The sequence below is a fragment of the Sphingobacteriales bacterium genome (assembly GCA_016719635.1).
Taxonomy (GTDB): domain Bacteria; phylum Bacteroidota; class Bacteroidia; order Chitinophagales; family JADIYW01; genus JADJSS01.
This window is the reverse complement of sequence record JADJYT010000009.1, coordinates 70883-85457: the sequence shown is the minus strand read 5'-3', so window position 1 is coordinate 85457 and position 14575 is coordinate 70883. Positions and strand designations below refer to the sequence as shown.

General features: G+C 42.7%; 10 protein-coding genes. 6 read left to right on the top strand and 4 right to left on the bottom strand.

The features are described 5' to 3' along the window. Positions 1–363 carry a hypothetical protein gene (locus IPM95_12925; GenBank protein MBK9330172.1) on the bottom strand — a complete coding sequence of 121 codons (363 nt, stop codon included), beginning with the start codon at positions 361–363 and terminating at the stop codon, positions 1–3. Between the two features lie 130 nt (positions 364–493). On the opposite strand from IPM95_12925, the gene IPM95_12920 reads away from it, so the two are divergent. Then, positions 494–1093, top strand: coding sequence for a TetR/AcrR family transcriptional regulator (locus tag IPM95_12920; GenBank protein ID MBK9330171.1), 600 nt, complete (start codon positions 494–496; stop codon positions 1091–1093). Here the strand turns inward: IPM95_12920 and IPM95_12915 are convergent. Then, a complete protein-coding gene (locus tag IPM95_12915; protein ID MBK9330170.1) occupies positions 1080–2006 on the bottom strand; it encodes an aldose 1-epimerase in 927 nt (308 codons plus the stop codon). The genes IPM95_12920 and IPM95_12915 overlap by 14 nt on opposite strands. Before the next feature lies 1 nt (position 2007). Continuing rightward, positions 2008–5142 (bottom strand): UvrD-helicase domain-containing protein, encoded by a 3135-nt coding sequence (locus tag IPM95_12910; protein ID MBK9330169.1) that lies wholly within the window; start codon positions 5140–5142, stop codon positions 2008–2010. Between the two features lie 129 nt (positions 5143–5271). Here IPM95_12910 and IPM95_12905 point away from each other — a divergent pair, with 129 nt between their 5' ends. Continuing rightward, positions 5272–5655, top strand: coding sequence for a hypothetical protein (locus IPM95_12905; GenBank protein MBK9330168.1), 384 nt, complete (start codon positions 5272–5274; stop codon positions 5653–5655). Between the two features lie 77 nt (positions 5656–5732). On the opposite strand, the gene IPM95_12900 is transcribed toward IPM95_12905, so the two are convergent. Further along, positions 5733–8027 (bottom strand): T9SS type A sorting domain-containing protein, encoded by a 2295-nt coding sequence (locus tag IPM95_12900; protein MBK9330167.1) that lies wholly within the window; start codon positions 8025–8027, stop codon positions 5733–5735. Between the two features lie 212 nt (positions 8028–8239). Between IPM95_12900 and IPM95_12895 the strand changes: the two genes are divergently transcribed. The 4 genes from IPM95_12895 (at position 8240) to IPM95_12880 (ending at position 14572) form a co-directional block, all read left to right on the top strand. Next, positions 8240–10015 (top strand): long-chain fatty acid--CoA ligase, encoded by a 1776-nt coding sequence (locus IPM95_12895; GenBank protein ID MBK9330166.1) that lies wholly within the window; start codon positions 8240–8242, stop codon positions 10013–10015. 5 nt (positions 10016–10020) lie between these two features. After that, on the top strand, positions 10021–11784 hold the full coding sequence (locus tag IPM95_12890; GenBank protein MBK9330165.1) for a long-chain fatty acid--CoA ligase: 1764 nt from the start codon (positions 10021–10023) through the stop codon (positions 11782–11784). A 115-nt stretch (positions 11785–11899) separates the two neighbouring features. Continuing rightward, positions 11900–13093, top strand: coding sequence for a DNA/RNA non-specific endonuclease (locus IPM95_12885; GenBank protein ID MBK9330164.1), 1194 nt, complete (start codon positions 11900–11902; stop codon positions 13091–13093). A gap of 45 nt (positions 13094–13138) precedes the next feature. Next, a complete protein-coding gene (locus IPM95_12880; protein MBK9330163.1) occupies positions 13139–14572 on the top strand; it encodes a hypothetical protein in 1434 nt (477 codons plus the stop codon). Positions 14573–14575 lie beyond the last annotated feature (3 nt).

Here is a 14575-nt window from a genome sequence, read left to right as displayed (position 1 = left end):
TCATACCATTGTAGCGGTTTTGGAAGTGATGGTCCACAGATACAACCCCAAAATGATGTATTGCATCGGAACCATGCTGTAAATAAGGATATCGTAATAGATGTCCTTTCGCTCTTCCGCCTCTTCTTCCGGTGTAAAATTTTCCGCCGTTCCGGTAAAGATAAATTCCATGGCCGGAATAAATCCATAGACAAACACAAACGCAAAAAATGACCAGTAACCCAGGTAGTAAAAGGAAATATACATGATTGCCGGAATGATGAGGACAGGGGTAAAATATTTGTACCTGCGCCATAATTTATGCAACCTTGTCATTTCACTTTTCTGCAGTGTGCCGTTGCCATTAATTTGAATTGTATTCATATAATTCCTGATTTTAAAAATTCAACAGAATCGAATTTAGAAAATAAATTTTATAAAATCAAACTATTTAAACAATTTTAGTTTAATTTTATGCAGTCGATTGATGTTTAATTAACATAGGAAAAGAAAAATGGGTCGAAACGCTGTTGCTAAAGAAAGAAATGCCAATCCCAAGAAACGGGATTTGTACATCTTTAAACTGACGGAAACCTTTAAAAAACACGGGCTGAAAAAATATTCCATGGACAGCATTGCGGCTGAACTGAACGTAAGCAAAGCCACGCTGTATAATTATTTCAGTTCGAAAGATGAGATGATAGAAATTGTCCTGCTGCGCGTTATCGGACAGCTTGGCGATTTCGAGCGAATCTCCAAAGACGACCGCGTGGCTTATGAAACAAGGCTGTATCGCATCCTCGAGTTATTCTCCGAAACGATGACGGACATTTCCAACATCTTTCTGGCTGACTTGCAGGATGGATACCCCAAACTCTGGAAGCAGGTTCAGATATTCATAGAATATGTGACGGAAGTGCTAACGGACTTTTACAATGCCGGGAAAAAGGCGGGTGTCTTCGCAGGCATTCATACCTCCATACTGGTGGTGAGCGACCGTATGATTTTCAATGCAATTTGCGATGTGGATTTTCTGCACAAAAACAACATAACGCTGCGTACCGCATTTGACGATTATTTCAGGATGAAGTGTTTCGGGTTTATACAAAAATAGAAAAACATGCGGCAAACTTTTCTCCCGGTTTTATCATTCTGCAAATGTTCGTGTTCAAAGCATTCGTGGCAGCCGTCATCGGTTCGATGCAGACGTATGGTTTATCCCTATTCTCCGGTGCATAGATTTGTGAAAACGGATAGTTCCCATCCATCTCCACCTGTAATTCATTCAGCGCAAAAACAACTTTATCCCGTTCATTCCGTTTCAATCGCTGAAAGCCGTCATCGAAGGCGGCTCCCTTCAAAAGCACCTTATCTCCGGAAAAATCCCATCGTTCTGATTTGGGTAGTACCTTGCCGCTAGGAATCATCACCTCATTCACTTCTATGACATCTTCCGCTGGTATCGTCAACTGATAGTCCGCCCTGCGTGCAGGATTGATAAGAAAATAGGGGTGAAAACCAAAACTGACCGGCATCGGTTTATTATCCTGATTAAAGAGTGTTGTTTCTATATAAATTCCATTTTCAGTTAACGTATGCCGGATTTGTATGGTGTGCCGATAAGGAAAAATGGCCAGTAAATCGGCCTCCTTAAAATCAAACGCTGCGGTATGTGAAGTGTTCGTTTTTTCTATTGTCACCCATTTGTTGGACTTTAACAACAGACCATGTAACGGCAATCCGTTTCCATCCCTGTACAACAAGGATTTCAGCTCTTCCGGGAATGCATGTTTCCGGTTCTGAATATAAATATAATCCCCTTCCAAACGGTTGGCCCAGGGATGCATGAAAGGATTACCCGCTAATTTGGTGTTGGACTTATAGGTGCCTAAAGTGTAGGGAAAATAGAATTTTTCTTCCTGGTCATTACGCAATGAAATCAGCGTATTGCCAATAGTAACCACTATTTTGGCAGTGATGCTGCCATTGTCAAGATTTATGATTTCAAAAGTATCGGGGCTTTCCATATCAGTTAACGGCTTGAAGTTCGAGGGTATCAATATACAGCAGAAACCCGGAAACAGGTCTTTGCAAAATGGTGGCATACGCTGCCATATATTCTTTCACCTGTGCGGTATGTTTCTTTTCTTTCGCACCGGTTTTATAATCTATGATGATGCATTGATCCTCCTTCAGCAGGACTTTATCCGGGCGCAGTTCATTTTGTTTAAACCAAACGGATTGTTCACTCAAGTGCTGCCAGGATGCATCATACCACTGTTGTTGTTCAAAAAAGTCAATCACCTTTTTGACGGCAGTACTGTATATCGCCACTTCTTTCTGATTTAGAGCGGTGGATGCAACCGCTTTGTGCCATTGGTCAGGGCGATGCACTTTAGACAAGATCGTATGCAGCATATTGCCTTTCACCTGCGCTTCATTGTGTTCTTCACTTCCGGACAATGGGAGATTTGCCTTAAAGTTATGTATGAAACCGGGAGCAATCGATTTTACACCCTTCTGTGTTTCTGAAGAAGTTGGGGCCTCTGACCGCTTTCCGAAAATAAATTCATCGTCCGTGCAGGTGCTATTTTCAAGCGTTAATCCGGACAGGATATTTTTCAGCAGTTCGCTTACATTTGCGGGCAATTCATCCGACTTATTTTCTTTTTGTATATCCGAAAGAATGTACAATTGCTCTTCCGGACGCGTACAGGCCACATACAACAAGTTGATGTTGTCCATATACGTTGCCTCTACTTCTTTTTGATAAAATGAGGCAAACAAACTGCTCTCCATTTTCTTATTCATTTCTACGGGAAATGCCTTCAGTTCATCAAAAGGCGGTTCATTGCTTTTCACCCAAATGGAGGATGTGGGCTTAGGCTTCATACTCCAGTCGGCATACGGCAGGATGACAACCGGAAACTGCAGTCCTTTGGATTTATGAATGGTATAAATCTGTACCGCATCCATTCCTTCCGGCGGCAGTATCGATAATTTGGATTTATTCGCTTCCCAGTATTCCAGAAAATCAACCAGCGAATTGATCTGCTGGCGACCATGCTGCAATACGATATCCTGAAAACGCCAGAGATAGCTGTCCGTCTGAATATCGAGCCCAAGTTCTTTCATCAATAAAAACACCAGTTCAAGGACAGAAACAGCCGATAATTTTTGAGCATTCTTTCGTTGTAGAAATGAGATCTGCTCTTCGAAAAAATAATATTCAGCTGCGTGTTTGGCGAGGTATTGTTCTGCATGTTCTTTACCTGTAAAACCGGCAAACAGATAGTTCAGTTTAACCGCATAAAAATCTTCCTCCGGATAAGCGATGTACTGCATGGCGGCTATCAGCAATTTTATGGATTGCTGATGCTGCAGCAACAGGGATTCGGCGGATACGACTGGAATGTTTTTTTGCTGCAGGAAATTAGCCACGGAAAATCCATCCGCATTATTGCGAGTCAGTACGGCTATATCGCCGTATCGTTTTGTTCCATTTAATGACTCAATAATATTTAGCACTTCATGCAGGTGTATGTCTTCGCCTTCAGGAACACCCTTTTTATCCAGCCACTTGCACTGAACAAAACCGTTTAGTTCTGCTTTCTTCTCCGACTGAATCACATCCTCCAATACCTGCCGAAACAACGGATGCTCCAGAGTAATAGAATCTCTTATTTTGGAAAATAATGCATTATTGAACCGGACTATTTCCGGGGCACTCCTGTAGTTCTCGACGAGCGGGACATCTTTTCGTCCATCCCAGTGATAGGACAGATCCGGAGCGATGCCATCCACAATCAATTCCATTTTGCCGCCTCTCCAGCGGTAAATGCTTTGTTTCGGATCGCCGACAATCAGCACCCGTCCGTTTACGTTTTGTAAAATCTCCAGCAGCAGCGGAAGCATACCGTTCCATTGCAAAGAGGATGTATCCTGAAACTCATCAATCAGAATATATTTTAAGAAATTGGCTGATTTCTCAAAGATAAAGGGTACCTCTTCGTGTTGTGCAATCAGGCTGATGATATGATTGGTATCGGATATCAGCATCAGATTTTGTTCAGACTTGTATTCCTTCAGCTTAGAATTGATATACGCCAGCAACGCTAAGGAATAGATATTCTTAAGTACCAGTTCCGCCGATACATATCTCGCAAAATGCTCCTCTTTCCATTCCAGCACATCCTGAACATAAGGCTTCAGGTAGGAGTTCCACGCATGTTCCAACTGGCGGATAACAACTTCCTCTTTTATTTTGGTTTTGGAATATAATTCTCCGTCGTCCAGCATTTTGAGAAGAAAGGAATTGGCTTCAGGAGCATAAGCGCTAGTCTTGTTAATGAACGACTGAACACTTCTGTTTCCTTGAAAATACAGGCTTAAATCGAGACGGTCACGGGCTATTTTTTGTTCTGCCTCTTTTGTTAAGAAATCTAATTTCCGCTTGTATTGGACAATAATCTGCTTTAATTCAGACAAGGCATTCTTATATGTTTGTATGTCAAAGCGCTGGTCGTTATTCATAACCATCAGCTGATATTCTTCCCCCAGGATCTGAGAAGCCAGTTTGGCTATATTTTGCTCTATCTTCCAGCTTTTATCCTCTTCCAGCAGGTCAAACAGGTATTCTTCCAGCCATCTGGAAAATTCATCCTTATCCTGTTTGTAATCCTTCAGGGTGTTCTGCACGGCAACACCGATAACCTTCCCTGTATCGAGCTCGACTTCCATCCCAATAGGCAAATCCAATTCTTTGGCGAATGAGCGGATGATACCCTGAAAAAAGCTGTCAATGGTCGAGATGTTAAAATTGGAATAATCATGGAGGATTAGTTGCAGGGCCTTGCTCACGTTCCCATCAAAATGCTGTGAAATATCGACATCTTTCTCTGCTTTTATTTCTGCTATGACAACATTTCTGAGTCCCTCCAGCTTTTTATCCTTTTTTTCCAGTAAGCTCAGGTACTCAATGATACGCGATTTCATCTCTGCAGTAGCCTTTCGGGTGAAGGTGACTGCCAGGATTTTATTGTAATCACCCGGGTTTAACAGCACAATCTTCAAATACTCTTTTGCCAATGCATAGGTCTTGCCGGAACCTGCCGATGCTTTATAGAGTACCAGATTGGATGATTTTCTCATGATTGTTCGCACACTAAATTAATTTTTTAATTTAAGATTCCTAATGTAAAATACAGCCTTTGTCAGACAGCAATTCGCCGAAGATTGTCAAAACTGATAAATTGTTGTATTTTTAGAGTTAATCTATCTTTCCGAAAAATTATGCAAAAAATAGCCATACTTCGAAACAGCCTGTTTTATCTTTTTATTGCGACTCTGCTTTTTAGTATTGCATGGTATATTTATGCTTATGTTTTCAGTAAGTCCGGAGCAACCGGACTCCGGGTTTTCTTTACATTACTCACCCTATCAATAGGATGCCTTTCTCTCTTCTGCTGTCTGCATCTTTATGAAACAGCTTACAATTTATTAAGCATTGCCGGAATCTTTCTGATTTCTTGTACGATGGTGCTAACCTTATTTGCCATCTGGTATAACGCCTCCTTTTTCGCGTCTAACTGGAAGATGGTTGAAGTAAGCATTGCATTATCTGTATTGATTGCCGTTATTTCTGCCGTATTAAAATGGATGAGCAGCAGAGAATGAATGATTCGAATCGCATTTAAACAGAAAGACCTGCCGCAAGCAGGTCTTTCTGTTTGTATTCCTTATTAATTTAGTATTTAGTTCTTGACAAACTTTCCTTTGTATAAGAGATTGTCTGAATCTGACAGCGTTACGATATAAAATCCGTTCTCTAAATCAGTTACATTCTTGTATATCGCATTGATTCCGTCATATCCGTTGTATGTTTCTGAGGAGACGAGTTTCCCATAAATATCAAATACGGACAGATACACCCTACCCTCTTCTGCCATATTAAATTCTAAGGTCAGATCATCTTTCACCGGATTTGGATATAACCGCACAGCCGTTTCCTGACTAATCTCCGTATCAGATTCTTCCGGCTCCGACAATCTGAGACTTGTATTGGAAATAATCGCCTTAAGAGTATAACAGGCGGCACTGGAAGTACCGCTCACACCATACACTCTGGCATAATAAGTACCGGTTTTGGTGGTATTATAGGTCACCTGCTCATTTGTTGTTCCGGTATTGGCAGATGTCCTGAGTAAATTGCCTTTGCTGTCATACAATTGCAAATCATAATTGGCAGGCAAATTAGACAGCACCACTTTAATGTTTTTCTGTGCGGTTGCATTGGAAAATTTAAACCAGTCCACATCTGCAGAAGTGGCAATCTTGGCGAAGATATCCGTATTGACCGCTATAGCCTTAGCTGCCGTTCTGCTTTCATTAGCTTCATAACTATCTGTGCAGGCAGTATTCAGTGTATTGAAATTTACACTCGTTGACCAGGAACTGTTCAATAAGCCCGCACATTTGTTCTGTACCTGTACTTCATAGGCAGTCCCGCCACTAAGACCTGTAATCGTAACGGTATTTGCTGCCGCTGACAAGGTTGTCCAGACTGTACCTGCAACAGTTTTATAGCGGACATTATAACCGCTAGTGCCACTCACTGCTGACCAGGATGCCGTGCACGAGGTTGCTGTGATAGCAGAAACAATTAATCCGCCTGGAATTACACAGGTGGGAACACTGCCGGGGTATTCGAAAATCCCTCTTATTCCATAATGATCACTGATGTCAAATTTCTTCCACATGGCATCTGCATTGGTTCTGTATGGGGTTACCTGATTAATAGTAGTGGTAGGCAGTAAATTGGATTTCATCGGCAGCACATAATCCAGGTATTCTGCCGGATCACTCGTGCCTGACAAATAGTGATTCGTTTGAGAATTCCACGAAGGATTTAGCGGATTATCAAATACCGGAGCCTGCGCACCAAAGAATGGCGTCCACAAACTGTCATATTCTCCCCACTTATTCGTAATCTTATCTATATTTAAATCCCCTCCAAATAATACCGCCTCATCAGCAGGGATGGACTTACCCGCAATATAGGTTTTAGCCTGCTGCAGCTGTGCTTTTCTTATGTTCACGTCTATCTCTTCATTAAACGCATCCATATGTGTTCCAAATAGGTGATATTTCACCCCCAGCTTGTTTATTTTACAGTATTTAAATCCCTTGTATGCCAGACAATCATCTGCATTACAATTATTTCCGAATAAGAACTGGTCCTGTGTTTCTATCGGCCAACGGCTCACAATCAATATCCCTCCATCCTGTACCGGGTCCAGCGCACCATGGTTCGGGACATCAACAATTGTCGACTGGTATGGATATTCTGCAGCCAGCTGAGACAGCATGCTTACCCGCACATCATCGTCGAATAGTTCCTGAAATATAATTGCATCGTAATTATGCAAAACATCATCGTAGTAATCTTTTCGTACATCCTGATCGTCAAAGAATAATTCTGAAGGACGCATATAAGCGTTTTGTGACAGTATGTTTACCTTTCTCGGATTGGCTATGTCAGCAGCCTGAATCGGAAAGGGATCATTCTCGTGCAGGGTATACAGTATATCATCATATCCCCCTGTGAAGTAAAAGGCATATTTAATGGTAACGGATTTACCGTTAAGCATAAAATTCTGTGAGTGGAAATTTCTATCCGTATACCAGGCCTGGCTAAATCCGGGGCCAGCTGCAGAACACCAGATGGAACTTCCGATTAGGCTTCCTGTCATTTTAAGTTTCAGCTGAACCGTTTCACCTCCCGAAGTCAAATTGACCGTATGATAAAACGTATTGCCGTTATGCACGCCTGCATCTCTGTTTGTCCACAGTACATTGGTATTGCGCTGCCATGGGGTCAGATTGCCTGTCGTTCCCCACCATTCAGAAGCTGCCATAACATGATCGCCTGTTTGGGTACAGTTCACACCAAGTGACAGCGAGGTGTTGTTCTGAAAATAGACATATGTCTTTTGCCCGAAAGCATAAATGGTGAGGAATATGCTTAGTACGGTAAATATTCTTTTCATTGCTATACTTTTATAAGCAGCGAATGTAAATATAAATGTCGAAATAAATATCCATTTGTATATTAAATAGTTGTCATATGTAGAAGAAGCCAGTCAAATTTCTAAAAAAATATAGCCGCCTCTGTTTAATAAGAAAGAATCCAAATAAAACTTTCATGAATTAAGTAAGAACTACTAAATTAATTTTTCTAAATTTGAAATTCACATTTTGGATGAGCGTGTCGTACAGTAGAATTTTTGATATCATTGAATACCAGCAGCAAACACATCCCCTCAAGGTCTGTTTAGCCCGGAGAGAAGACAAGAAGCACTGGACCAATTATTCCACTTCGGATTTTATCCAAACTGCCCGTAAAGTAAGTCAGGGATTAATCCGGCTGGGGTTGCAGAAAGGAGATAAAATTGCCATCATCTCTGTCTCCAACCGTCCGGAATGGCATTTTATCGACTTAGCCTGTCTTCAGACTGGTGTGGTCGATATTCCGATTTATCCCACTATCAGCAGCAAGGAATATGAATATATTTTCAACCATGCAGAAGTTAAGTATGTCTTTGTTTCCGAAAAACTGATGTATAGGAAGATATCCCAGATTCTGCAGAATATACCGAGTTTAAAGGGAGTTTACAGTTTCGATGATGTAGAGACCGTAAAGAACTGGAAAGAACTTATGGTGGAAGATGAAGTGCTGGAGCAGCAACTTTCAGCCATCAAAGCATCCATCCAGCCGAATGATTTAGCCACCATCATCTACACCTCCGGTACCACCGGAATACCCAAAGGCGTGATGCTGTCGCACCATAATATCGTAACCAATGTGAGAGACTGCCTGCACGACGTTCCGGTTAAAAAAGGAGATATCATCCTGAGCTTTCTGCCGCTGTGCCATGTATTTGAACGCACCCTCAACTATGCCTATTTCGGGGCATGCGCCTCTGTCTATTACGCCGACGGACTGGAAACCATTTCCGAACATTTGCAGGATATTAAGCCGCATTATTTTGCCACCGTACCGCGACTGCTGGAAAGGGTTTACGAAAAAATCATCAAAAAAGGGAAAACGCTCACCGGCTTCAAGAAGCAATTATTCTTCTGGAGTGTCAACCAGGCCCAGCAGATTCCATTGGGAAAACCCAGGACATTTACAGAAGCTTCCAAATTAATGGTTGCCAATAATTTTGTGTTCAGCAAATGGCGGGAAGCCTTAGGCGGCAGAATCAAATCCATCATTTACGGATCGGCGCCGCTGCAGCCGAAACTGGCCACCATCTTCACGAATGCAGGTATTCCTGTACTTGAAGGGTATGGCCTGACTGAATGCTCACCGGTGGTGAGCGTGGTTCCTTCCAAGGAAAAGGAATACCGAGCCGGCTGCGTGGGGAAACTGCTGCCGAGTGTTCAGGTACAAATTGCGGAAGACGGAGAGATACTGATCAAGGCACCCAGCGTGATGGTGGGTTATTACAAAGACCCTGAAGAAACCAGGAATGTATTTAACGAAGAAGGCTGGCTGCTGACCGGAGATATCGGGGAATTTACAGCGGACGGGTTCCTGAAAATCACCGACCGTAAGAAAGAATTATTCAAAACATCCGGTGGTAAATATGTGGCTCCTTCTCCGATTGAGAACAAACTCAAGGAATCGTTTTATATCGAGCAGGTCGCACTGGTCGGAGACGGGGAAAAGTTTGTCGCCGCCCTGATAGTTCCTAGTTTTGAGAATCTGAAAGAGTGGGCGGCCAAACAGGATATTAGTTTTTTATCTAATGAGGAATTAATTCAACATCAGGCTGTAAAACAATTTTACAAGGATATAATTACCGATTTTAATAGTAACTTTGGGAAAGTGGAACAGATTAAACAGTTTGAACTGCTGTCCGATGAATGGACGGTGGAAAATGGCTTGTTAACCGCCACCATGAAACTGCGCCGTAAAGCGCTGAAAGAAAAATACAAGGAATTAATCGACTCTTTTTACAACAAAATCTGACGCATATGGAAGTTAAAAGATTATTTGACGTTTTACATTATCAAAAAGAAAATTACCCTCAGCAGGTCGCGCTGGCAAGTATAAAAGACGGTATCTGGTGGAAAGTAAGTACGGATGAATTATTGACACTCTCCAATAATATGAGTTTAGGCCTCCTGAAATTAGGCATACAAAAAGGAGACAAAGTGGCTGTGGTTACCTCCGCCAACAGAACGGAATGGAATATCTGTGATCAGGGAATTGGACAGATTGGCGCTATCAATGTTCCATTATATCCTACCATCAGCGAATCGGATTATGAATATATCCTGAACCATGCGGAAGCAAAAATCTGTATAGTATCGGATGCCAAGCTTTTCAGTAAAGTGAGAAATCTGAAAGAAAAAGTGGTCAGCCTGCAGGGGATTTACACTTTTGAAGAGGTGGAAGGCGCCAGCCATTATGAGGAAATCATGAAACTGGGAGAAGGCGGTGATGTTGCCCAGATAAAGGCAATCAGCGATACCGTTGACCCAACCGATTTAGCAACGCTCATCTATACTTCCGGGACGACCGGAACACCAAAAGGTGTCATGCTGTCACATCATAATATCGTTTCCAATGTGTTGACGGTAAGAGCTGAATTGCCATTGCAAACCGGACATACCTGCCTCAGCTTTTTGCCGCTGTGCCATATTTTTGAAAGAATGGTCATCTATACCTATCTGCATGCCGGGGCCAATGTATATTACTCCGACATTGATACGCTGAAAGAGAAACTGGGTACCGTACGACCGCATTTCTTTACAACCGTACCCCGCTTACTGGAAAAAGTATACGAAGGCATCGTAAATAAAGGACTGGCGCTGACCGGCATCAAAAAGAAATTATTTTTCTGGGCGTTGGAGTTGGCCGACAAATATGATTACGACCAGAAACCTTCCTTCACCTTTAAAATAGCGGACAAGCTTATTTTTTCCAAATGGAGAGAAGGACTGGGCGGACGCATACTCGGAATCGTTACGGGTTCTGCTGCATGCCCGCTGAAAATGGCGCGCGTATTTTCCGCTGCCGGCATACCGATTCGCGAAGGCTATGGCTTAACGGAAACCTCTCCGGTACTCACGTTTAACCGCTTCGCGGAAGGCGGCGCCATGCTGGGTACTGTGGGAATGCCGATTAAAGAGGTGGAAATCAAGATCGCCGATGACGGAGAAATCATTGCCAAAGGCCCGAACATCATGATGGGTTATTATAAAGATCCGGAAAAAACCCTTGAAGTGCTGACGGAAGACGGATGGTTCTCTACCGGAGATGTAGGCACATTTGTCACCAACAACGCCGGAAACAAGTTTTTAAAAATTACCGACCGAAAAAAAGAACTCTTAAAGACTTCAGGCGGAAAATATGTGGCACCGGCTCCTATTGAGAGCAAGTTCCGCGAAAACTTCTTCATCGAACAAATCATGGTGGTGGGTGAAAGCAAGAAATTTGTTTCCGCACTCATAGTTCCTGCTTTTACGGTATTGGAACAGTTTGCGGCTGAAAACGACATCCCCTTTTCTTCCAGAGAGGAGTTGATTGCCCATCCGAAAGTAATGGCAAAATACCAAAGTATCGTGGACGAACTCAATCCGAATTTCAGCCATATCGAACAAATCAAGAAATTCAGGTTGTTGAAATCAGAATGGACTCCGGAAACAGGAGAACTTACTCCGACGATGAAACTGAAAAGAAAAGTCATCAACGAAACTTACCAAAAAGAGATAGAAGCCATTTATAACGACTAAATCAATCAGACCTTGAAGGTCTGTCATAAGAAACGAGCCAATGTGATTGGCTCGTTTTTTGTTTCAGGTATTCAATATCGCTTGAAAATGCTTATCCGTTTTATATATTTATGATATGAAAAAATCATACCCGCTGTTATTTTTAGTTTTCTGTTTCTCCTGCATGCTGAATGTCAAAGGGCAGGACTCCATCTCCTATCAGCTGCAAAAGGACATTTTCAGGAATCTGGAGACAACCCGGCTAAGTTATGTCCGCAAACTGATAGATTCTGTCGGGTTGGCAGAGCCTGTCAACGGAGAGATCATAGCCAGGCATGCTGCATTTGTATCCAGTTACAATTCAGTTCACCGCCTGCCTAATTATGTGGTGCACGTTATCCCTAAAGATATTCTGTACGGCAGCCAAACCCGCACCAATGATTACAGGACCGATCCGCTGATTAAACAGGCTATGTCTGACTCTTCCGACTACTGGCTGAGCGGCTACGACCGTGGACACCTTGCTGCCTCGGCGGATTTCAAATGGAGCAAAAAAGCGTTGAGTGAATCCTATTACTACTCGAACATCATCCCTCAAAACCATCTGCTGAATAAGGGTGCCTGGAACAAGCTGGAAATGCAGATCCGGGAGTGGGCCATTGACAACGATGAGCTGATAGTCGTGACCGGGCCGGTCTTAAGAGACAGCCTGCCTAAGATTCCTAAGGGTTCCAAAAAAGTTTCAATACCGGAATATCTGTTTAAAATCGTTTTGGATTATTATCCGCCGGTTTACAAAGCCCTCGCATTTATTTATCCGAATAAGGATGTGCCGTTTGAATTGGAAAAACATGCGGTGAGCATCGACAGTATCGAAACACTGACCGGCATTGATTTTTTCCCAAAATTGACTGACAGCCTTGAAAGTATGTTAGAAGCGCAGCAGGATCTGTTATCTTTCGATAAAAACTATTTCAAACAACTGAAAGCATCGCAGTTCACCCCGAAAGATTACGGAAAAGGAAAAATCAATACCCTGCAGGCAAAGGACCACATCGGCAGGGAGGCTTGTGTGTGCGGTAAAGTGATCAGCACCAAATACAGTGAGAACGGCAAAACCAATCCCACCTACATCAACCTGGATAGAAAATATCCCGAACAGGTATTTACCCTCATGATCTTTGGGAATGACAGATTGAATTTTTCCTACAAACCGGAAGAATTCCTGCAGGGTAAATCGATCTGCGTGAAAGGAAAAGTCGGAGAATTCAAAGGTGTCCCTCAAATCATTGCGAACAGGGAAAAACAAGTGGAGATATTAAAGGAATAGACCAATATAACTTTTAGTTTCTGCTTAAAGTTGTATTTTCACTTTGTGAAGACACGTCTGCCCGGTTTCCTTATATCGCTCATCTGCATCCTGTGTGTCGCATTTTTTTACGGATACCCGCATATCGGACAGCTGCTGCCGCAGGGCTCACACCTCTGGCGGCAGGCGGATTGTCTGGCCATGGCACAAAACTATAGGCAGTTCCATTTGCCATTCTTACAGCCTGAAACCTACAACCTGCAGTCCGACAACGGGAAGGTCGCCGGTGAATTTCCGCTGTTTTATTTTATAGCTGCCTGTTTCAGTAATACAGCCCTTGCTTTGCGTGTCCTCCACACCTTCCTGTTCCTTTGCGGAATAATGGCCACGTATTTTATTGCCTTCCATTTTCTCCGCCGGCAGCTGTTGTCTGTGTTCTGCACCCTGCTCTTGTTCACCTCTCCGCTGCTGGTATTTTACGGGAATAATTTCTTGAGTGATGTTCCGGCATTAAGCGTTTCATTTATCGGATGGGCAATCTTCTTTGGCGCTTACAGGAAAAGAAAACCGGGTTGGTTGGCGGTGTCCTTTTTATTTTTTACGCTTGGTGCTCTGCTCAAAGCAAGTCAGGTAATTAATTTTTGCATCCTGTTTATTATGCTTGCATCATCCAACATACCACAGCAAAGGGTAAAACTAATTTTAAGTGGCTGCTTTCTTATTCCGGTGGTACTTTGGTATGTCTATGCCAAATCGTACAACCGGCTGCACCACGACAACTACTATTGCTTAAACATTGCACCCATCTGGGAATTATCGTTTTACGATATAGGCCTGGGTATCTGGCGGATGGTGGTTTCGCTCAGCAACAATTATTTCTGGCGACCCGTCTCTCTGGTCTTGCTGGGCAGCGTTTATTTTCTCCTGAAACACCGGAAAAAACTGGAAAGAGATTTACGTCTTATTATGCTCTCCTCTTTTCTGCTGACAATTCTCTATATCCTGCTTTTTTATCAAAAGATGTCAGGACATGAATACTACTACACTGTTTTTTTTATTTTCATGCTGTTTGCCCTTATCGGGATACTAAAGACGTACAACCGTTTCCATTCGGAAAATATCTTTGCCCATAGTGTTTTGTTTATGCTTCTAATCCCGGCCATCATCTTCTGTAAGTTTTTTACAGCTGAAAAGCTCAGCGACAACTTATACAACGGCTATCTTTCTTCCGCCGAAATGCAGGATTTCCTGCTCACACATGGCGTTACTGAAACCAGGACTATCCTGTCTCTGCCCGACGATTCACCGAACAAGACGCTCTGCCTGCTGAAACGCAAAGGGTTTACGGAATTCAATGATTATACATTGATTCTAAAAGCAAAGAAATCCGATTTTTTACTACTGGGAAATGATTCGTGGAAAAACGACAGAACTATATCGCCCTCGCTGCAGGACAGCATCGGAAGCTTTCACGGATTTACACTATATCGCCTGAAATAGAGC

What these genes read in the sequence shown, in the direction of transcription:
- IPM95_12925 (MBK9330172.1), bottom strand. Translation starts at nt 363, where the DNA reads ATGAATACAATTCAAATTAATGGCAACGGCACACTGCAGAAAAGTGAA.
- IPM95_12920 (MBK9330171.1), top strand. Translation starts at nt 494, where the DNA reads ATGGGTCGAAACGCTGTTGCTAAAGAAAGAAATGCCAATCCCAAGAAA.
- IPM95_12915 (MBK9330170.1), bottom strand. Translation starts at nt 2,006, where the DNA reads ATGGAAAGCCCCGATACTTTTGAAATCATAAATCTTGACAATGGCAGC.
- IPM95_12905 (MBK9330168.1), top strand. Translation starts at nt 5,272, where the DNA reads ATGCAAAAAATAGCCATACTTCGAAACAGCCTGTTTTATCTTTTTATT.
- IPM95_12900 (MBK9330167.1), bottom strand. Translation starts at nt 8,027, where the DNA reads ATGAAAAGAATATTTACCGTACTAAGCATATTCCTCACCATTTATGCT.
- IPM95_12895 (MBK9330166.1), top strand. Translation starts at nt 8,240, where the DNA reads ATGAGCGTGTCGTACAGTAGAATTTTTGATATCATTGAATACCAGCAG.
- IPM95_12890 (MBK9330165.1), top strand. Translation starts at nt 10,021, where the DNA reads ATGGAAGTTAAAAGATTATTTGACGTTTTACATTATCAAAAAGAAAAT.
- IPM95_12885 (MBK9330164.1), top strand. Translation starts at nt 11,900, where the DNA reads ATGAAAAAATCATACCCGCTGTTATTTTTAGTTTTCTGTTTCTCCTGC.